The following is an 18,774-nucleotide window of genomic DNA, read 5'->3' as shown; positions in this document are numbered from 1 at the left end:
ACATGGGGGACGGTCATGGAGGCAGTGCGGCTCATCGTGGCCACTCGGCACGCCCTGGCGCAGGCCAGGGAGGTGCGGGACATTGTCGCGGAGGCATGGCAGGCGCAGGCGCTGGCCGAGGCCATCGGCAGCCACGTCGCCCTGCATGGACCCTTCGAGGCGCGCGCGGCGGCCCTCGGCCTCAGCGAGGCCGGGGCCCGGGCCTCCGGCGCACTGCGCCAGACTGCGCTGCGGTCCGGAGGCTTGCGGGCGGCGCAGCTCGCCGAAGTACGCGACCCCTGGGCGGCGTTGACGGACCTCGGCGAGCTCCTGGGTGAAGTCGGCATCGCGCTGGTGGGTGTCGCCGGCGCCTGCGAGGAGGACGCCGTCTACTGGCAGTGCATAGAGGCGATCGACGCCGCCGACGAGACCAGTGACAGGATCGGAGGGCTGCTCAGACGGCTCGCCCTGCGGACGCGAGGCGGTGCGGCATGAGGGGCCCGGGGGTGTGGAGGTCAGTCCGTGCCGGTGCCGCCCCTGGGCGAGGTGGGCTCGGCGGGCTCCTCCGGCTCGTCCTCGGCTCGTCGCTCCGACGACTGAAGGTCGGCGTCGAGCTGCGTCAGATCGGCGTTGAGCGCCGCCATCAGCTCCTCCATCTGTTGCAGCAGGCCCTTGGGTGCGCCCTGCTGTGGGGAAGCGGCCTGGGTGGGCATGGCCTCGTCGGGCGCGGCTTCCTGGGTCATGGTGGCCTCCTCGGCCCTCGCCCTCCCCGTGCGGTCGGGCGGCGTTGCGATCGTCGCCTCCGGCAGCGGACACCGGTGCGCGGGCCGGGCGGTCCGGCTCCGCCCGAGCCAACGATCAGCTGGACGCGCCGGACACTGGCGGAGGCGCCGTGGGCCGTCCGGCGCGGGGGAATTTCACCCGGCCGGAGTGAGTAGGGGAAGGCGTGAGGCGGCCTGTTGACGTCTGTTCGAGCAGGTGGGACGGAGGTGTGCGGAGGGAGGCGCGATAGTGGTGGGGAGAGGCCCGCCCAGCGCTGGAGGAGCACCCTTGATGTCCGCCTCTGATACACCGCCTGGCACGCCGTCCGACGCCTTGCCTGCCACGCCGCCTGGTGCGTCTGATGTGCCTGGTGCGTCTGGCGTGTGGGACGTGCTGCCTGTCGCACCGCTCGCGGCCGCGCTCGCTCGCGGGCCGCTCGTCCTGGACGGCGGGCTGTCCAATCAGCTGGTGGCCCAGGGCTGTGACCTGTCCGACGAGCTGTGGTCGGCGCGGCTGCTCGCCGATGAGCCCGCGCAGATCGAGGCCGCGCACACGGCCTATGTCCGGGCGGGTGCCCGAGTGGTCATCACGGCCAGCTATCAGGCGACCTTCGAGGGGTTCACGAAAAGGGGTGTGGAAAGGGAGGAGACGGCCGCGCTGCTGCGGCGGAGCGTGGAGCTGGCGCGCCGGGCGGCCGCGCGGGCTGGGCGGAAGGTCTGGGTCGCCGCGTCCGTCGGTCCGTACGGGGCGATGCTCGCGGATGGCAGCGAGTACAAGGGGCGGTACGGGCTGAGCGTCGCGGAGCTGGAGCGGTTCCATCGGCCGCGGATCGAGGCACTGGCCGGGGCCGGGCCGGATGTGCTGGCGCTGGAGACCGTGCCGGATGCGGACGAGGCGAGGGCGCTGTTGCGGGCCGTACGGGGTTGTGGGGTGCCGGTGTGGCTGTCGTACAGCATCGAGGGCGGGACCACCAGAGCGGGGCAGTCGATGGCGGAGGCGTTCGCGGTGGCCGCCGGGAACGATCAGGTGATCGCCGTCGGGGTCAACTGCTGTGCGCCGGGCGATGTGGACCGGGCGGTGGAGACCGCCGCCCGGGTGACGGGGAAGCCGGTCGTGGTCTATCCGAACAGTGGGGAGGGATGGGATGCGAGAGCAAGGGACTGGCGGGGGCGTGCGACATTCGATCCCGCGCGGGTCGCGGTCTGGCGGGCCGCAGGTGCCCGGCTCATCGGCGGCTGCTGCCGCGTCGGCCCGGAACGGATCGCGGAGCTGGCCGCGCTGCTGGAAAAGCAGTAGGAATCCGACGAGTCGGACCCGGATAATCGACCGTGTGTTCCTGACGATCAGTACTTCCGGTGATGCCGAGAACCCCGCGACCGACCTCGGATTCCTGCTGCACAAGCATCCCGACAAGGCGCAGCGGTTCTCCACCTCCCATGGCACCGCGCACGTCCTCTACCCCGAGGCCGGCGTGGAGCGCTGCACGGCGGCGCTGCTGCTTGAGGTCGATCCGGTGGCGCTCGTCCGGCGCGGCAAGGGCCGGGGCCGGGGCGGCGCTCCCGACTCGGCGCTGGCGCAGTACGTCAACGACCGGCCCTACGCGGCCTCCTCGCTGCTGGCCGTGGCGATCGGCAGCGTGTTCTCCAGCGCCGTCAAGGGACAGTGCGTGGCCCGGCCCGAACTGCCGGAGCAGGTGAGGCCGTTGCGCATCGAGATCCCGGCGTTGCCCGCCCGGGGCGGTGCCGCGCTCGTGGAGCGGCTCTTCGCGCCGCTGGGCTGGACGGTGACCGCCCGTCCGGTGGCACTGGACGAGCGGTTCCCCGAGTGGGGCGACTCGCGCTATGTGTCGCTGGTGCTGGAAGGGGAGCTGAGGCTGGTCGAGGCGCTGCGGCAGCTGTATGTGCTGCTGCCGGTGCTGGACGACGCCAAGCACTACTGGGTCGCGCCCGACGAGGTGGAGAAACTGCTGCGCTTCGGCGAGGGGTGGCTGGAAAACCACCCCGAGCAGCGACTGATCACCAGCCGCTATCTCTCCCGCCGCTGGGGCCTCACCCGTGACGCCCTCGACCGCCTGGCGCTGGCCCGGCTGGCCGAGGCCGACGACACCGAGGCCGAGGAGATGGACAACGCGGTCGACGAGACGGCGGACACCGAGGAGCGGCCCGCACCGCTGGCGGTGCAGCGCCGGGCAGCGATCCTCGACGTACTGCGCCGGTCCGGGGCGTCCCGGGTGCTCGACCTCGGCTGCGGCCAAGGACAGCTGGTGGGGGAGCTGCTGAAGGACGTCCGCTTCACCGAGATCGTGGGCGTCGACGTGTCGATACGCGCGCTGAAGGAGGCCTCGCGGCGGCTGCGCCTGGACCGGATGCCGGAGCGGCAGGCGGCCCGTGTGGCGCTGCTCCAGGGCTCCCTGGCCTATACCGACCGCAGACTCGCCGGTTATGACGCCGCCGTGCTCAGCGAGGTCGTGGAGCACCTGGACCTGCCGAGGCTGCCCGCCCTGGAGTACGCGGTGTTCGGCGCGGCCCGCCCGGCGACGGTCGTCGTGACGACGCCCAATGTGGAGTACAACGTCCGCTGGGAGACCTTGCCGGCCGGGCACGTCCGCCACGCGGACCACCGCTTCGAGTGGACCCGGAAGGAGTTCCGGGCCTGGGCCGAGCGGGTCGCCGAGCGTCATGGGTACGCCGTGGAGTTCCTGCCCGTGGGCCCCGACGACCCCGAGGTGGGGCCACCGACGCAGATGGCCGCGTTCCACAGGAACGGCGCGAGCGAGGACGCGGACGCGAAGGGCAAGAAGAACAAGGGCAAGAAGAACAACGATGTGAACGACGTGAATGGTGTGAGTGACAAGCAGCGCGGCACCGACGAGAGCGTGAAGGAGGCGAGGACCGCATGACCGAGAACCGCACAACGGAGAGCCGTACCACGGACGAGGGCACGACTGAGGAGCGAACGGCTGAGGAGCGAACGGCTGAGGAGCGAACGGCTGAAGAGCGCACAGCTGAGGACCGGGTGACCCTGGCCGTTCCCGACCTGTCGCTCGTGGTCCTCGTCGGGGCCACCGGATCCGGCAAGTCCACTTTCGCCGCACGGCACTTCAAGCCGACCGAGGTCGTCTCCAGTGACTTCTGCCGGGGCTTGGTCAGCGACGACGAGAACGACCAGAGCGCCAGCAAGGACGCCTTCGACGTCCTGCACTACATCATCGGCAAGCGCCTCGCGGCCGGCCGGCTGACCGTCGTCGACGCCACCAACGTCCAGCCCGAGGCCCGTAAGCAGCTCGTCGCCCTGGCCAGGGAGCACGATGTGCTGCCCGTCGCGATCGTCCTCGACATCCCCGAGGACGTCTGCGCCGCGCGCAATGCCACCCGGCCCGACCGGGCGGCCCTGCCCCGTCGCGTCATCCAGCGACACCAGCGCGAGCTCCGGCGCTCCCTGCGCCACCTGGAGCGCGAGGGCTTCCGCAAGGTGCACGTCCTGCGCGGCACGGCCCGGACGGACTCCGCCGAGATCGTGCGCGAACGCCGCTTCAACGACCTGCGGCACGTCACCGGCCCGTTCGACATCGTCGGTGACATCCACGGCTGCCGCTCCGAGCTGGAGAGCCTGCTGACCCGGCTGGGCTACGACCTCGTGCGCGACGACGCCGGCCGTCCCGTGGACGCCGCGCACCCCGAGGGGCGCACCGCTGTCTTCGTCGGCGACCTCGTCGACCGGGGCCCCGACAGCCCCGGTGTGCTGCGCCTGGTGATGGGCATGGTCGCCGCCGGGCACGCCCTGTGCGTCCCCGGCAACCACGAGAACAAGCTCGGCCGCTTCCTCGGCGGCCGTCAGGTCAAGGTCGCGCACGGCCTCGCCGAGACGATCGAGCAGCTCGAGCGGGAGGCGGAGCGGGACCCGGAGTTCCGGGAGCGGGTGCGGGAGTTCATCGGCGAGCTCGTCAGCCACTACGTCCTCGACGGCGGCGCGCTGGTCGTCTGCCACGCGGGGCTGCCCGAGAAGTACCACGGCCGGACCTCCGGCCGGGTCCGCTCGCACGCGCTGTACGGCGACACGACGGGAGAGACCGACGAGTTCGGCCTGCCCGTGCGCTACCCGTGGGCGGAGGACTACCGGGGCCGGGCCGCCGTGGTCTACGGCCACACCCCGACACCCACGGCCACCTGGCTCAACAACACCATCTGCCTGGACACCGGTGCCGTCTTCGGCGGAAAGCTGACCGCGCTGCGCTGGCCCGAGCGCGAGCTCGTGGACGTGCCGGCCGAGCGCGTCTGGTACGAGCCGCTGCGGCCGCTGATCAGCGAGGCGCCCGGCGGCGCCGACGGCCGCCCGCTGGACCTCGCCGACGTCACCGGCCGACGCGTCGTGGAGACCCGGCACCTGGGCCGGGTGGCGATCAAGGAGGAGAACGCGGCGGCGGCCCTGGAGGTCATGAGCCGCTTCGCGGTCGAGCCCCGCCAGCTGGTCTACCTGCCGCCGACCATGGCCCCCTGCGCCACCTCCAAGGAGGAGGGCTACCTGGAGCACCCGGCGGAGGCCTTCGCCGCCTACCGCGCCGACGGTGTGCGCCAGGTGGCGTGCGAGGAGAAGCACATGGGCTCCCGGGCCGTGGTCCTGGTCTGCCGTGACGCGGACGTGGCCCGCGAGCGCTTCGGGCTGTCCGAGGGCGTGCCCGGCGCGGTGTACACCCGCACGGGCCGGCCGTTCTTCGACGACACCGAGGTGGTCACCCGCCTCCTGGAGCGGCTGGGCCGCTGCGTGACGGGTGCCGGGCTGTGGGAGGAGCTGACCACCGACTGGCTGCTGCTGGACGCCGAGCTGATGCCCTGGTCCCTCAAGGCCCAGGGGCTGCTGCGCAACCAGTACGCGGCGGTGGGCGCGGCCTCCGGCGCGGTCTTCCCGGGCGCGCTCGCGGCCCTGGAGTCCGCCGCCGCCCGAGGGCTGGACGTCGCCGAGCTGCTCGGCCGGCAGCGTGAGCGGGCCGAGGACGCCGAGGCCTTCACGGAGGCGTACCGCCGCTACTGCTGGACCGTCGGCCCGGCCGCCGGCACCGACGGGGACGAGGGCGGGGACGGCCTGGACGGGATCCGGCTGGCGCCGTTCCAGATCCTGGCCGCCGAGGGCCGCAACCTGGCCACGGTCCCGCATGACGAGCAGCTCGCGATGATCGACCGGATCGTGGCGCAGGACGCGGACGCCTCCGCCGGGCTGCTCGCCCCCACTCGCCGCATCGTCGTCGACACCGGGGACGAGGCGTCCGTCGCCGAGGGCACCCGCTGGTGGCTCGACCTCACCGAGGCCGGTGGTGAGGGCATGGTCGTCAAGCCGCTCCAGGCGTATGTGCGCGGGGAGAACGGCCGGCTCGTCCAGCCGGGCATCAAGTGCCGGGGCCGTGAGTATCTGCGGATCATCTATGGGCCCGAGTACACCCGCCCGGAGAATCTGGCCCGGCTGCGCATACGCCACCTCGGCCACAAGCGCTCACTCGCCCTGCGCGAGTACGCGCTGGGTCTGGAGGCGCTGGACCGGCTGGCGGCCGGGGAGCCGCTGTGGCGGGTCCACGAGGCGGTCTTCGCCGTCCTCGCACTGGAGTCCGAGCCGGTGGACCCGCGGCTCTAGCGATTCGCCTCCGGCGGTTCCGCGGTCCGGGTGGTCCGGTCGCCGCGGGCCGGTGGGGGCTGGTCGCGAGTTCCCCGCGCCCCTCACGGGGCCGGGGCCGTACCGGCCCAGGCCCCCTGCGGTTTCGATCGCTTGGCACTCGGTGCCCCGGTCGCCGAGTGAACGTGGCGGGTTGGGGTCAGGATGGGGGAATGGGATTCCATGTCGATTCCGAGGCCGGGCGGCTGCGCCGCGTCATTCTGCACCGTCCCGACCTGGAGCTGAAGCGGCTCACGCCCTCCAATAAGAACGCTCTTCTCTTCGACGACGTGCTCTGGGTCCGCCGCGCCCGCGCCGAGCACGACGGCTTCGCGGACGTCCTTCGTGAGCGCGGTGTGGAGGTACATCTCTTCCAGGACCTGCTGGAGGAGAGCCTGCGGTCACCGGCGGCCCGGGCGCTGGTACTGGACCGGGTCTTCGACGAGAAGGAGTACGGCCCCCTCGCCACCGACCATCTGCGGGCAGCCTTCGACGGGATGCCGGCCGCCGAGCTGACCTCTTGGCTCGTGGGCGGGATGACCAAGCGGGAGTTCCTGGAGCGGCACGCCGAGCCCGTCTCCGTCCGCTTCCACGTCATGGACCTGGACGACTTCCTCCTCAATCCGCTGCCCAACCACCTCTTCACCCGCGACACCTCGGCCTGGATCTACGACGGGGTGAGCATCAACGCCATGCGCTGGCCCGCCCGTTGGCACGAGACCGTGCACTACGAGGCGGTCTACCGCCACCACCCGCTCTTCGCCCCGGGCGGCTTCCACGTCTGGTGCGAGGGGCAGGCTGCCTACCCCTCCACCATCGAGGGCGGCGACGTGCTGGTCATCGGCGAGGGCGCCGTCCTCATCGGGATGAGCGAGCGGACCACCCCGCAGGCCGTGGAGATGCTGGCCAGAGGCCTTTTCGCGGCCGGGTCGGCCCGTACGATCGTGGCGCTGGACATGCCCAAGCGGCGAGCGTTCATGCACCTGGACACCGTGATGACCATGGTGGACGGCGACACCTTCACCCAGTACGCGGGCCTGGGCATGCTCCGCTCGTACACGATCGAACCGGGCGTCGGCGAGAGCGAGCTCAAGGTCACCGACCACCCGCCGGAGCACATGCACCGTGCCATCGCCGCCGCCCTGGGTCTCGACTCCATCAGGGTGCTGACCGCCAGGCAGGACGTCCACGCGGCCGAGCGCGAGCAGTGGGACGACGGCTGCAACGTCCTGGCGATAGAGCCGGGCGTCGTGGTCGCCTACGAGCGCAACGCGACGACCAACACATATCTGCGCAAGCACGGTATCGAGGTCATCACCATCCCGGGCAGCGAACTGGGCCGGGGCCGGGGCGGGCCGCGCTGTATGAGCTGTCCGGTCGAGCGGGACCCGGTGCCGGGGGCCTAGCCTTCTGAACTGGGCCGTAGCCCTCTAGGCGGGCGCATAAGAATGTGGCAGGCTGTATATAGTTCCGATTTTCGCTACAGCCGCTGACGACGTAGGAGCCCATGCCATGGCGACAGACCTCAAGGGCCGCCACCTCCTCAAGGAGACGGACCTCACCGCCGGGGAGTTCCACAGCCTGATCGAACTGGCCGCGGAGCTCAAGGCCGCCAAGCGCGCGGGCACCGAGGAGCGTCGTCTCCAGGGCCGCAATATCGCGCTCGTCTTCGAGAAGACCTCCACCCGGACCCGCTGCGCCTTCGAGGTGGCCGCCGCCGATCAGGGCGCCCACACGACCTACCTCGACCCGGCGGGTTCCCAGGTCGGTCACAAGGAGTCCGTCCGGGACACCGCGCGGGTGCTCGGCAGGATGTTCGACGCCATTCAGTACCGGGGCCATGGCCAGGGCGTCGTCGAGGAGCTCGGCGCCCACGCCGGGGTGCCCGTCTACAACGGCCTCACCGACGAGTGGCACCCCACCCAGATGCTGGCCGACGTGCTCACCATGACCGAGCACACCGCCAAGCCGCTGGAGCGCGTCGCCTACGCCTACCTCGGCGACGCCCGTTACAACATGGGCAACTCCTACCTCATCACCGGCGCCCTCCTCGGCATGGACGTCCGCATCGTGGCGCCCAAGGAGCTGTGGCCCGCCCAGGAGATCATCGAGGAGGCCGGGCGGCTGGCCGCCGGCAGCGGCGCCCGGATCACGCTCACGGACGACGTCGCCGAGGGCGTGCACGGCGCGGACTTCGTCGCCACCGACGTCTGGGTGTCGATGGGCGAGCCCAAGGAGGTCTGGGACGCTCGTATCGCCCTCCTCGCGCCGTACGCGGTCACCATGGACGTCCTGCGCGCGACCGGCAACCCCGCCGTGAAGTTCCTCCACTGCCTGCCCGCCTTCCATGACCTCGGCACCTCCATCGGCCGTGAGATCCACGAGCGCCACGGCCTGACCTCCCTGGAGGTGACCGACGAGGTCTTCGAGTCCGCCCACTCGGTCGTCTTCGACGAGGCCGAGAACCGCATGCACACCATCAAGGCCCTGATGGTGGCGACCCTGGGCCGCTGACCCCGCCGACCGCCCCACCCCGTCACGAGTGCGGGACAGGGCATCGACAAGGCCTCAAGCTGCCCCAAGCCCCAAGCCCCAAGTCCCAAGTGCCCAAGGGGGGCAAGCCATATCGCGCACTCATGACGACAGTCACACAACGGTGATAGCTTCACCGGGCAGGCACCAGCCGCCCGGCTGAAGGAGGCCGTGCTCCATGAGTCCGTTCACCGGCTCCGCGTCCCGCACCGAGAAATGGCGGCACCTGCGCCTGACCCTCGACTCCGGCGTCGCCACCGTCACCCTCGACCGCCCCGACCGGCTCAACGCCCTCACCTTCGGCGCCTACGCCGACCTGCGCGACCTCCTCCCCGAGCTCGCCCGCGACGGATCCGTACGCGCCCTGGTCCTCGGCGGCGAGGGGCGCGGCTTCTGCTCCGGCGGCGACGTCGACGACATCATCGGCGCGACCCTGGCCATGGACACCGCCCGCCTCCTCGACTTCAACCGCATGACCGGCCAGACCGTCCGGGCCCTGCGCGACTGCCCCTTCCCCGTGGTCGCCGCCGTGCACGGGGTCGCGGCCGGCGCCGGCGCGGTCCTCGCGCTCGCCGCCGACTTCCGCGTCGCCGACCCGACCGCGCGCTTCGCCTTCCTCTTCACCCGCGTCGGCCTCTCCGGCGGCGACATGGGCGCGGCCTACCTCCTGCCCCGCGTCGTCGGCCTCGGCCACGCCACCCGGCTGCTGATGCTCGGCGATCCCGTCCACGCGCCCGAGGCCGAACGCATCGGCCTCATCAGCCAATTGACGGAACCCGGCGGCGCGCCCGCCGCCGCCCGCGACCTCGCCCGCCGGCTCGCCGAGGGGCCCGCCCTCGCCCACGCCCAGACCAAGGCCCTGCTCAACGCCGAACTCGACATGCCCCTCGCCGCCTCCCTCGAACTCGACGCCGCGACCCAGGCGCTCCTGATGAACAGCGCCGACTACGCCGAGTTCCACGCCGCCTTCACCGAGAAGCGGCCCCCCGTGTGGCGGGGCCGGTGACCGCCCCGGGGGCGGCCCGCGTCGCGGTCGTCGGCGGCGGCCCCGCCGGCCTCTACGCGGCCGCCCTGCTCAAACGCCAGGCGCCCGAACGCGACATCACCCTCTGGGAGCGCAACGCCCCCGACGACACCTTCGGCTTCGGCGTCGTCCTCTCCGACGAGACCCTCGACGGCATCGCGACCGCCGACCCCGTCTTCCACGCCGCCCTGCACCACGGTCTCGTCAGCTGGGAGGACGTCGACGTCGTCCACCGGGGCCGCACGGTCACCTGCGGCGGCCACGGTTTCGCCGCCCTCGGCCGCCACCGGCTCCTCGGCCTCCTCCACCGGCGCTGCCACGAGCTCGGCGTCACCGTCCGCTTCCGCGCGCAGGCGCCGCCCGCCGCCGAGCTGGCTCGCTCGTACGACCTCGTCATCGCCGCCGACGGCGCCGGCAGTCGCATCCGCGACACCCATCGCGACCACTTCCGCCCCACCGTCACCTCCCACCGCTGCCGCTATATCTGGCTCGCCACCGATTACGCCCTGGACGCGTTCCGCTTCGAGATCACCGAGACCCCGTACGGCGTCATGCAGCTCCACGCCTACCCCTTCGGGCCGGACGCCAGCACCGTCATCGTCGAGATGCGGGAGGAAGTGTGGCGCCGCACCGGCCTGGACGGCCGCGACGAGCAGGCGTCGCTCGACGCCTGTGCCGGCTGGTTCCCCAGGCTGCTGAAAGGCCACGCCCTGCGCTCCAACCGCTCCACCTGGAACGTCTTCCGCACGGTCGTCAACGAGCGCTGGTCCCACGGGCGCACGGTCCTGCTGGGGGACGCCGCCCACACCGCCCACTTCTCCATCGGTTCCGGCACCAAACTCGCCCTTGAGGACGCGGTCTCCCTCGCCGCCCATCTGGACGGCTGCGCTACGAGCGTCACCGAGGCCCTGGCGGCGTACGAGGCCGAGCGCCGCCCCGTCGTCGAGTCCCTCCAGCGGGCGGCCCGCGCCAGCATGGAGTGGATGGAGGACCTCGCCGTCCGCGTCGACGGGCCGCCCCGCCGGTTCGTCTTCGACCTCCTCACCCGCAGCCGCCGCGTCACCCACGACAACCTCCGGCTGCGCGACCCCGGTTTCGTCGCCGCCGTGGAGGAGGAGGCGGGAGTTCCGGCCGGTACCCCGCCGATGTTCACGCCCTTCCGGCTGCGCGGGCTGACCCTGCGCAATCGCGTCGTCGTCTCCCCGATGGACATGTACTCCGCCACGGACGGCACTCCGGGCGACTTCCACCTCGTCCACCTGGGCGCCCGCGCCCTCGGCGGCGCGGGGCTGGTGATGACCGAGATGGTCTGCGTCAGCGCCCAAGGGCGCATCACACCGGGATGCACGGGGATGTACGCGCCGGAGCACGAGCGGGCGTGGGAGCGTGTCGTCGGTTTCGTCCACGAGCGGGCTCCCGGCACGGCCATCGGGGTCCAGCTCGGCCACTCCGGGCGGAAGGGATCGACGCGGCTGATGTGGGAGGGCATCGACCAGCCCCTCCCCGAGGGCAACTGGCCCCTCGTCGCCCCCTCGGCCATTCCTTACCGCCCTGGGGTCAACCAGACGCCGCACGCCTTGACCGTGCCCGAACTATCGGTGATTCGGGAGGAGTTCGTACGGTCGGCGGAGGACGCGGCGCGTGCCGGGTTCGATCTGCTGGAGCTGCACTGCGCGCACGGCTATCTGCTGTCCGGCTTCCTCTCGCCGCTCACCAACCAGCGCACCGACGCCTACGGCAGCGGTCTCACCGGTCGGCTGGCCTTTCCGCTGGAGGTTTTCGATGCCGTACGCGCGGTGTGGCCGGCGGAGCGGCCGATGACCGTCCGGATCTCGGCGACGGACTGGGCCGAGGGCGGTACGACCGCGGACGACGCCGTCGTCATCGCCCGGGCCTTCGCCGAGCACGGCGCGGACGCGATCGACGTCTCCACCGGGCAGGTCGTGCCGGACGAGCGGCCCGCGTTCGGGCGCTCGTACCAGACGCCGTTCGCGGATCGTATCCGCAGGGAGGCGGGGGTGCCGGTGATCGCCGTCGGGGCGATCGCGTCCTGGGACGATGTCAATTCGCTGATCCTGGCGGGTCGGGCGGATCTTTGCGCGTTGGCGCGGCCGCATTTGTACGATCCGAACTGGACGTTGCACGCGGCGGCGGAGCAGGGGTATTCGGGGCCGGGAGCGCCGTGGCCTTTGCCCTATCGGGCGGGGAGCCGGAGGCCGCCGTCGGGGCGGAGGGCGTAGGGGGGAGGCCCCGGTCCCGCCCTTTCGCCGTTTCTTCCAGGGGCTCCGCCCCCGGACCCCCGGTCCTCGAACGCCGGACGGGCTGGGCTGTTTACGCCAGCACTGGTGTCACGAACTGTGCGCCCGCGTCCCGCAAGCGTGCGTGGAGGGCTGCGAAGACTCGGGCCGCGCGGCCGCCCGGCCAGTCGGTGGGGAGGAGGCCCGCCGGGAGGCCGGGGTCGGCGTACGGGAGGCGGCGCCAGCGGTCCAGGGCCAGCAGGTAGTCGCGGTAGGCCGCCTCCGGGGGCACCGGCTTGCGGCGGGACCAGCGGCGGAGGACCGGTTCGTGGGTGTCCAGGAACGCTTGGTGCTGCGCGGCCAGCGCGTCGAGGTCCCACCAGCGGGCGACCGACTCGGCGGTCGGCTCGAAGCCCAGGTGGCTGCCCCGGAACAGGTCGACGTAGGAGGCCAGCCCGAGTCGCTCCAGGGTGTGCCGGGTCTCCTCGTGCACATGGGCCGGGGCGATCCACACGCCGGGGGCCGCCGTGCCGAAGCCCAGCCGGGACAGCCGGGAGCGCAGCAGGTGGCGCTTGTGCCGCTCGTGCTCGGGCACCGAGAAGACGGCCAGCAGCCAGCCGTGGCCCGCGCGGGCCGAGGGGCGGCCGTAGATGCGCCGGTCGCCGTCGTCCAGCAACTGCCGTGCGTCGTCCGACAGTCCGTAGCCCGCAGCACCGGCGGTGGTGCGGCCGGCCACGAGCAGGCCGCGTCGTTTGAGCCGGGAGACGGCCGACCGTACCGAGGGCGAGTCCACGCCCACCGCGCCCAGCAGCCGGATCAGGGCCGCGATCGGCACCGGCCCGGCGGGGCCGCCGGCGTCCCCGCGCCCGTACGCGCCGTAGAAGGTGACGATGAGGGAGCGGGGGGTGTGGAGCGGTTGCTGGTCAGTCACGGGGAAACTGTAAAGCTCCGGAACGCAGGCGAAAGCGTTGCAATTTGCCTGTGGGCGTACGGGGAAGGGCGGTGAGGAACACGATCTCGCGAGGGCACTTGTACGGAACGATCTCCTTTTTGGTGAACTCTCGTATGTCCGCGATCGTTTCCGCGGTAGGCGGCACTCCCTCCCGCAGGACGACGTGAGCGACGACGATCTGCCCGCGCTGTTCGTCCGGGCGGCCGACGACGGCCGCCTCCAGGACGTCGGGATGGCGCAGCAGGGCCTCCTCGACCTCGGGGCCGGCGATGTTGTGGCCGGCCGAGACGATCATGTCGTCGGCGCGGGCCACGTAGCGGAAGTAGCCGTCCGGCTCGCGGACGTAGGTGTCGCCGGTGAGGTTCCAGCCGTCGCGTACGTATACGCGCTGCCGTTCGTCGGCGAGGTAGCGGCAGCCGGTGGGGCCGCGTACGGCCAGCAGGCCGGGGTGCCCGTCGGGCACGGGCGTGCCGTCCGGGCCGACGACGCGTGCCTCGTATCCGGGGACGGGGAGGCCGGTCGTGCCGGGGCGGATGCGGTCGTCGGCGGCGGAAATGAAGACGTGCAGCATTTCGGTGGCGCCGATGCCGTTGATCAGGCGTGATCCCGTCGCGCGCCGCCACGCGTGCCAGAGGTCGGCGGGCAGGTGCTCGCCCGCGGAGACGCACCGGCGGAGGGACGACACGTCGTAGGGGCCGAGGGCGCCCAGCATCGCGCGGTAGGCGGTCGGCGCGGTGAACAGGACGGAGACGCGGTGCCGTTGGATGTCGGCGAGCAGTCGTTCGGGGCCGCCCCAGTCGGTCAGCAGGGTGGACGCGCCGGCGTGCAGCGGGAAGACGAGGAGACCGCCGAGGCCGTAGGTGAAGCCGAGCGGTGGGCTGCCGGCGAAGACGTCGTCCGGGCGGGGGCGCAGTACACGCGCCGAGAAGGTGTCGGCGATGGCGAGGACGTCGCGGTGGAAGTGGACGCATCCCTTGGGGCGTCCGGTGGTGCCGGATGTGAAGGCGATGAGGGCGACGTCGTCGGCGGAGGTGTCCACCGCACCGTAGGATGCGGGTTTATTTGCCGAGAGCCGCAGAAGGTCGTCGGGTGCGTTTCCGCCGTACAGGGTGATGCGTAAGTCCGTTATGTTCGCCGCGTGCAGGTCCTCGGCCGACCGGGCGTCGCACAGGGCGTGCCGGACGCGGGCGATCCGGCAGACGGTGGCCAGCTCGTGCGGGCGCTGCGCGGCCAGGACGGTGACCGCCACCGCGCCCGCCTTGAGCACGGCCAGCCAGCAGGCCGCGAGCCATGGCGTGGTGGGGCCGCGCAGCAGCACCCTGTTGCCGGGTACGACGCCCAGTTCCTCGGTGATGGTGTAGGCGATCCGGTCGACGTGCTCCTTGAGCAGGCCGTACGACCACATGCCCCCGGTGCCGTCCAGGACTGCGGGCCGCTCCGGGCCCAGCCGGTCCACCGTGGCGTCCAGCAGGCGCTCGGCGCAGTTGAGACGGTCGGGGTAGCGCAGGTCCGGGGCGCCGGGGAGGCCGAAGCGGAGTTCCGGCCACTGGGCGGCGGGCGGGAGGTGGTCGCGCGGGAAGGTGTCGATATGGGCCGATGGCATGAGCTCCATCGCGGATGCGCCCCCTCGTCGGCGGAATCACCGGAGAAAACGGAGGTGAACGGGGGTCTTGCCAGCGACGCGGATCCACTGTCAGCGTATCGAGTTGGTGACGGCAGTCAATAGAGCGCGATGGCGCGATAAACCATGCGAGAGAAGGGTGGGTCGGATGGCCACACCGTTCACAGGGGAGGGGGAGCGGCGCAAGGGCTCCGTGGAGCTGCGCGCGCTCGCCGCCCGTCGCTTGCGCCCCGTCGCGGACCGGGGCGCTCCCGGCAGGGTCAACAGGCCGCTCCTCGCGACGCTCGGCGAACTCGGCCTGCTCTCCCGGGTGGTGCCCCTCGCGGGTCCCGTACGTGCCCTGGATCTCTGCCTGTTGCGCGAATCGCTGGCGTACTCCTGCACGGAGGCCGAGACGGCCCTCGCCCTGCAAGGTCTCGGCGCCCACCCTGTCGTCGCCCACGGCAACCGGGCGCAGCGGGCGCGCTGGCTGCCGGAGATCGCGGCCGGCCGGGCCGTGGCCGCGTTCGCGCTGAGCGAGCCGGGCGCGGGCTCGGACGCGGCCGCCCTGGAGCTGCGCGCGGAGCCTGCCGGGGCGGTGTCCGGGGTGGCGGCCGGGGCGGTGGGGTGGCGGCTCCACGGTGAGAAGCGCTGGATCTCCAACGCCCCCCAGGCCGACGTCTACACCGTCTTCGCGCGGACGGGCCCGGGGTCCCGGGCTGCCGGGGTCACCGCCTTCCTCGTACCCGCCGACCGCCCCGGCCTCGGCGGCGAACCGCTGGAGATGCTCGGCCCGCACCCCCTGGGCACGCTCACCTTCGACGGCGTGCCCGTGGGCCCCGGCGACGTCGTCGGGGAGGTGGGCAGGGGCTTCCGGCTGGCCATGGCCACCCTCGATCTGTTCCGCCCCAGCGTCGGGGCCTTCGCGGTCGGCATGGCCCGGGCCGCCCTGGACGCCTCGGTGGCCCACGCGGGCGAACGCCGGGCGTTCGGCGGTCCGTTGAAGGACCTCCAGGCCGTCTCCCATCTGCTCGCCGAGATGGCCACCCGCACCGAGGCGGCCGGCCTGCTCGTCCAGGCGGCCGCGACGGCCTACGACGCGGGGGAGCCGGGTGTCGCCGCGCGCTCGGCGATGGCCAAGCTCTTCGCCACCGAGACCGCCCAGTACGTCGTCGACTCCGCCGTCCAGATCCACGGCGCCCGCGCCCTGGCCCGCGGCCACCTCCTGGAGCACCTCTACCGGGAGGTGCGCGCGCCCCGGATCTACGAGGGGGCGAGCGAGGTGCAGCGCACGATCATCGCGAAGGAGCTGTACCGGTGAGCGAGGGTCCGTTGAGTGAGGAACTGTTGAGCGAGGAATCGTCCTGATGGGCCTGGAACGGATCGATCCGGCCGGGCTCGCCCCGCCCCGCGGCTTCAGCCACGCCGTCGTCGCCACCGGCGGCCGGCTGGTCCTCCTGGCCGGGCAGACCGCGCTCGACGAGGACGGGACGGTCGTGGCGGGCGGCCTGCCGGAGCAGTTCGAGCTGGCTCTGGCCAATCTCCTGGCCGCCCTCCGGGCCGCCGGGGGCGGCCCGGAGGACCTGGCCCGGGTGACGGTCTACGCGACGGACGTGGGGGCGTACCGGGCGCACGCCCGTGAACTCGGCCGGATCTGGCGGCGCTTGGCGGGCCGCGACTACCCGGCGATGGCCGTCGTCGGCGTGGTCCGGCTCTGGGACGAGGAAGCGCTGGTGGAACTGGACGGGCTGGCCGTGCTGCCCTGACGGGGGCGCCGGGTGACCGTGCCGCCCTGCCGGGGACGCCCGGCGGCCGTGCCGCTCCGGCCGGGGCGCCCGGTGTACCGTTTGCAGCGGTTCGCAGAAGCGTTCGTGGAACCGTGCCCGGGGAAGCCCTCGCGGCGCCCGTGGCCGAGCGAGAGCAGAGCCGAGTGAGAGCAAAGGCGGCGTGCCGATGGCCCCTCGTCGGAGTGCCGACCCCGAGGCCCTGACCTTCACCGAGCGGGCCCGGCGGCAGCAGATCGTCGAGTGCACCATCGACCTGATCTCCACCAAGGGCTACCCGGCCACCTCGCTCTCGGCGATCGCCGAGGCGGCCGGCATCTCCAAGGCCGCCGTCCTCTACCACTTCTCGTCGAAGGACAACCTCGCCCGGCTCACGCTCGAGCACGTGATGGAGCGGTTCGCGGCCCATGTCCAGGAGCGGGTGGAGCGCGAGACCGAGCCGTGCGCCGCGATCGTCGCGTACGTCCGCGCGATGATCTCGTACCAGCAGGCCAACCGCCGGCACGTCCGCGTCATCACCGAGATGCTCCTCGACGACGACGGTGGCACCCAGCTCAAGACGCCGGGCTCCCACGACACCCACGACCGCTGGCAGCACCTGGCCGGTCTCCTGGCCCGAGGGCAGGAGACCGGCCAGGTGCGCGCCTTCGACACACGCACCGTGGCGCTCGCCATCGGCGGGGCGATCGACAACGTGATCTCCCACTGGCTCGTCCACCCCGACTACGACCTCGACGCCGCGGCCGACGAGCTGGAGGCGTTCACGCTGAGCGCGATCCGGCGCCAGGACTGACCCCCGTACGGTCCCGGCACCGGATCGGTCCCCCTCGGCCCCCTCGTTCCCCCGTCCCCAGGCCCCGGTCAGCGCCGGGCGAAGGCGGGCACGTGCTCGGGGCGGATCCCCACCCCGCCCAGATACCCGGTCAGGGTCCGCAGCGCCGGAACGCGCCGCAGCAGCCGGAACGGCACCGGCAGCCGGCCGGGGTCGAGCGTGCCGGCGAGGGCGGGCCGCAGCAGGGTCTCGTGTTCGGCGGCCTGCGACCGCTGCACGACGGCCACCGGCAGCAGCCGGCGCTTCTGCACCCGCTCCAGGTCGTGCACGCAGACCGAGCCGTTCCGCAGCGGCTCCGCGAGGATCCGCCCGGCCGCCACGGCGTCCTGCACCGCGAGGTTGACGCCGACGCCGCCGGTCGGCGACATGAGGTGCGCCGCGTCCCCGACGCACAGCAGCCCCGGCCGGTACCAGCGCCGCAGCCGGCCCATGGTCACGTCGAGCAGTTTCACGTCGTCCCACGAGCGGATCGTGTCCGTCACCTCCTCGCCCCAGCCGAACAGGTCGCCGATCCGGGCGCGGAACCACTCGATCCCGTTGGCCCGCAGCTCCTGGTCGGTGCCCTTCTTGATGAGGTAGGAGGTCTGGTAGTACTCGCCGCGGTCCATGGTCGTCGCGAACTGGTCGCCCTTGGCGCGCATGAAGACCACGGCGTCCTTGGCGCCGTCGGCCTGTGCGGGCACCCGGACCTGCCAGACGTCCATGGGGACGTCGAAGTAGTCGGGCCGCAGCCCCGCCAGCTCGCGGACCAGCGAGTCACGGCCGTCGCAGGCGACCGTGAGGTCCGCCGTGATCTCCCCGGTGGCGCCGTCCGCGTCCTCGTAGCGCACGCCGGTGACCCGGCCGCCCTCGGTGAGCAGGCCCGTGACGGCCGTGCGCATCCGCAGGGTGAAGGACGGCTCCTCGGCGGCCGCGCTCGCGAGCAGGTCGAGGAAGTCCCACTGGGGGACCATCGCGATGTGTTTGTGCGGGCCCGGGATGCGGCGCAGGTCGCTCAGGGGCACGACGGTGTCGCCGATGTGCATCCGGACCGTGTCCAGTCGGCGGGCCGGGAGCCGTGCGAACCGTTCGCCCAGGCCGAGTTCGTCGAGCAGCCGTAGCGTCGACGGGTGGACCGTGTCGCCGCGGAAGTCCCGCAGGAAGTCCTTGTGCTTCTCCAGCACGGTCACCTCGACGCCGGCCCTGGCGAGCAGCAGCCCGAGCATCATGCCCGCGGGCCCGCCCCCCACGACACAGCAGGTCGTGCGTTCCATTTCTTTCCGCTCCCCTCACGGTGGACGACGACTGACCGTACGGTCAGAAATCTGACCGCTGGGTCAGTCAGGAGTCTACGCACGCTCGTCGGGGAGCGGCAACGACCCCTCCGGGGGAGCCCTTTCGGGTGCTTTAGGGAGGTCATCACTTGATAAAGCGGCATAAAATAGTGCTGTTC

General features: G+C 72.4%; 15 protein-coding genes. 11 read left to right on the top strand and 4 right to left on the bottom strand.

Going from position 1 to position 18,774, the window contains the following annotated elements:
- Nucleotides 1-15 precede the first annotated feature (15 nt).
- Nucleotides 16-474, top strand: a complete 459-nt coding sequence (locus tag AB0E98_RS05815) for a DUF6099 family protein (RefSeq protein ID WP_311610853.1) — start codon at nt 16-18, stop codon at nt 472-474.
- A gap of 20 nt (nt 475-494) precedes the next feature.
- Here AB0E98_RS05815 and AB0E98_RS05810 read toward each other — a convergent pair whose 3' ends face one another.
- Nucleotides 495-692, bottom strand: coding sequence for a hypothetical protein (locus AB0E98_RS05810; protein ID WP_361699364.1), 198 nt, complete (start codon nt 690-692; stop codon nt 495-497).
- A 439-nt stretch (nt 693-1,131) separates the two neighbouring features.
- Here AB0E98_RS05810 and mmuM point away from each other — a divergent pair, with 439 nt between their 5' ends.
- The 7 genes from mmuM to AB0E98_RS05775 all read left to right on the top strand — a co-directional run bounded on the left by mmuM (nt 1,132) and on the right by AB0E98_RS05775 (nt 12,177).
- Complete coding sequence (gene mmuM / locus AB0E98_RS05805; protein WP_361698971.1) at nt 1,132-2,037, top strand: homocysteine S-methyltransferase; 906 nt, start codon at nt 1,132-1,134, stop codon at nt 2,035-2,037.
- A 34-nt stretch (nt 2,038-2,071) separates the two neighbouring features.
- Nucleotides 2,072-3,640 carry a 3' terminal RNA ribose 2'-O-methyltransferase Hen1 gene (locus AB0E98_RS05800; protein WP_361698969.1) on the top strand — a complete coding sequence of 523 codons (1,569 nt, stop codon included), beginning with the start codon at nt 2,072-2,074 and terminating at the stop codon, nt 3,638-3,640.
- Nucleotides 3,637-6,363 carry a polynucleotide kinase-phosphatase gene (locus AB0E98_RS05795; protein ID WP_361698967.1) on the top strand — a complete coding sequence of 909 codons (2,727 nt, stop codon included), beginning with the start codon at nt 3,637-3,639 and terminating at the stop codon, nt 6,361-6,363. The genes AB0E98_RS05800 and AB0E98_RS05795 overlap by 4 nt, the downstream gene beginning before the upstream one ends.
- Nucleotides 6,364-6,554: 191 nt before the next feature.
- Nucleotides 6,555-7,787 carry an arginine deiminase gene (locus tag AB0E98_RS05790; RefSeq protein ID WP_361698965.1) on the top strand — a complete coding sequence of 411 codons (1,233 nt, stop codon included), beginning with the start codon at nt 6,555-6,557 and terminating at the stop codon, nt 7,785-7,787.
- A gap of 106 nt (nt 7,788-7,893) precedes the next feature.
- The gene (argF, locus tag AB0E98_RS05785; protein WP_361698963.1) at nt 7,894-8,895 is read left to right on the top strand and encodes an ornithine carbamoyltransferase; all 1,002 of its coding nucleotides are present in this window, start codon (nt 7,894-7,896) and stop codon (nt 8,893-8,895) included.
- Between the two features lie 196 nt (nt 8,896-9,091).
- Nucleotides 9,092-9,919, top strand: a complete 828-nt coding sequence (locus AB0E98_RS05780; RefSeq protein ID WP_361698961.1) for an enoyl-CoA hydratase family protein — start codon at nt 9,092-9,094, stop codon at nt 9,917-9,919.
- A complete protein-coding gene (locus AB0E98_RS05775) occupies nt 9,904-12,177 on the top strand; it encodes a bifunctional salicylyl-CoA 5-hydroxylase/oxidoreductase (RefSeq protein WP_361698959.1) in 2,274 nt (757 codons plus the stop codon). The genes AB0E98_RS05780 and AB0E98_RS05775 overlap by 16 nt, the downstream gene beginning before the upstream one ends.
- A gap of 91 nt (nt 12,178-12,268) precedes the next feature.
- On the opposite strand, the gene AB0E98_RS05770 is transcribed toward AB0E98_RS05775, so the two are convergent.
- The gene (locus tag AB0E98_RS05770; protein WP_361698957.1) at nt 12,269-13,105 is read right to left on the bottom strand and encodes a PaaX family transcriptional regulator C-terminal domain-containing protein; all 837 of its coding nucleotides are present in this window, start codon (nt 13,103-13,105) and stop codon (nt 12,269-12,271) included.
- Nucleotides 13,098-14,738 (bottom strand): AMP-binding protein, encoded by a 1,641-nt coding sequence (locus AB0E98_RS05765; RefSeq protein ID WP_361698955.1) that lies wholly within the window; start codon nt 14,736-14,738, stop codon nt 13,098-13,100. Before AB0E98_RS05765 ends, AB0E98_RS05770 begins: the two co-directional genes overlap by 8 nt.
- A 157-nt stretch (nt 14,739-14,895) precedes the next feature.
- On the opposite strand from AB0E98_RS05765, the gene AB0E98_RS05760 reads away from it, so the two are divergent.
- The 3 genes from AB0E98_RS05760 (at nt 14,896) to AB0E98_RS05750 (ending at nt 17,303) form a co-directional block, all read left to right on the top strand.
- Nucleotides 14,896-16,047 carry an acyl-CoA dehydrogenase family protein gene (locus AB0E98_RS05760; RefSeq protein ID WP_361698953.1) on the top strand — a complete coding sequence of 384 codons (1,152 nt, stop codon included), beginning with the start codon at nt 14,896-14,898 and terminating at the stop codon, nt 16,045-16,047.
- Between the two features lie 46 nt (nt 16,048-16,093).
- Nucleotides 16,094-16,492: a RidA family protein gene (locus AB0E98_RS05755; protein ID WP_361698951.1), complete on the top strand. Its 399-nt coding sequence runs from the start codon at nt 16,094-16,096 to the stop codon at nt 16,490-16,492.
- 187 nt (nt 16,493-16,679) lie between these two features.
- On the top strand, nt 16,680-17,303 hold the full coding sequence (locus tag AB0E98_RS05750) for a TetR/AcrR family transcriptional regulator (RefSeq protein ID WP_361698949.1): 624 nt from the start codon (nt 16,680-16,682) through the stop codon (nt 17,301-17,303).
- 68 nt (nt 17,304-17,371) lie between these two features.
- Here AB0E98_RS05750 and AB0E98_RS05745 read toward each other — a convergent pair whose 3' ends face one another.
- Nucleotides 17,372-18,595 (bottom strand): FAD-dependent oxidoreductase, encoded by a 1,224-nt coding sequence (locus tag AB0E98_RS05745; RefSeq protein WP_361698947.1) that lies wholly within the window; start codon nt 18,593-18,595, stop codon nt 17,372-17,374.
- Between the last annotated feature and the right edge of the window lie 179 nt (nt 18,596-18,774).

Origin of the sequence: Streptomyces sp. NPDC037389 (assembly GCF_040636475.1) — a bacterium.
GTDB lineage: Bacteria > Actinomycetota > Actinomycetes > Streptomycetales > Streptomycetaceae > Streptomyces > Streptomyces hesseae.
This window is presented reverse-complemented; position numbering and strand designations above follow the sequence as displayed.

What these genes read in the sequence shown, in the direction of transcription:
- AB0E98_RS05815 (WP_311610853.1), top strand. Translation starts at nt 16, where the DNA reads ATGGAGGCAGTGCGGCTCATCGTGGCCACTCGGCACGCCCTGGCGCAG.
- AB0E98_RS05810 (WP_361699364.1), bottom strand. Translation starts at nt 692, where the DNA reads ATGCCCACCCAGGCCGCTTCCCCACAGCAGGGCGCACCCAAGGGCCTG.
- AB0E98_RS05795 (WP_361698967.1), top strand. Translation starts at nt 3,637, where the DNA reads ATGACCGAGAACCGCACAACGGAGAGCCGTACCACGGACGAGGGCACG.
- AB0E98_RS05790 (WP_361698965.1), top strand. Translation starts at nt 6,555, where the DNA reads ATGGGATTCCATGTCGATTCCGAGGCCGGGCGGCTGCGCCGCGTCATT.
- argF (WP_361698963.1), top strand. Translation starts at nt 7,894, where the DNA reads ATGGCGACAGACCTCAAGGGCCGCCACCTCCTCAAGGAGACGGACCTC.
- AB0E98_RS05780 (WP_361698961.1), top strand. Translation starts at nt 9,092, where the DNA reads ATGAGTCCGTTCACCGGCTCCGCGTCCCGCACCGAGAAATGGCGGCAC.
- AB0E98_RS05765 (WP_361698955.1), bottom strand. Translation starts at nt 14,738, where the DNA reads ATGGAGCTCATGCCATCGGCCCATATCGACACCTTCCCGCGCGACCAC.
- AB0E98_RS05760 (WP_361698953.1), top strand. Translation starts at nt 14,896, where the DNA reads ATGGCCACACCGTTCACAGGGGAGGGGGAGCGGCGCAAGGGCTCCGTG.
- AB0E98_RS05755 (WP_361698951.1), top strand. Translation starts at nt 16,094, where the DNA reads ATGGGCCTGGAACGGATCGATCCGGCCGGGCTCGCCCCGCCCCGCGGC.
- AB0E98_RS05750 (WP_361698949.1), top strand. Translation starts at nt 16,680, where the DNA reads ATGGCCCCTCGTCGGAGTGCCGACCCCGAGGCCCTGACCTTCACCGAG.
- AB0E98_RS05745 (WP_361698947.1), bottom strand. Translation starts at nt 18,595, where the DNA reads ATGGAACGCACGACCTGCTGTGTCGTGGGGGGCGGGCCCGCGGGCATG.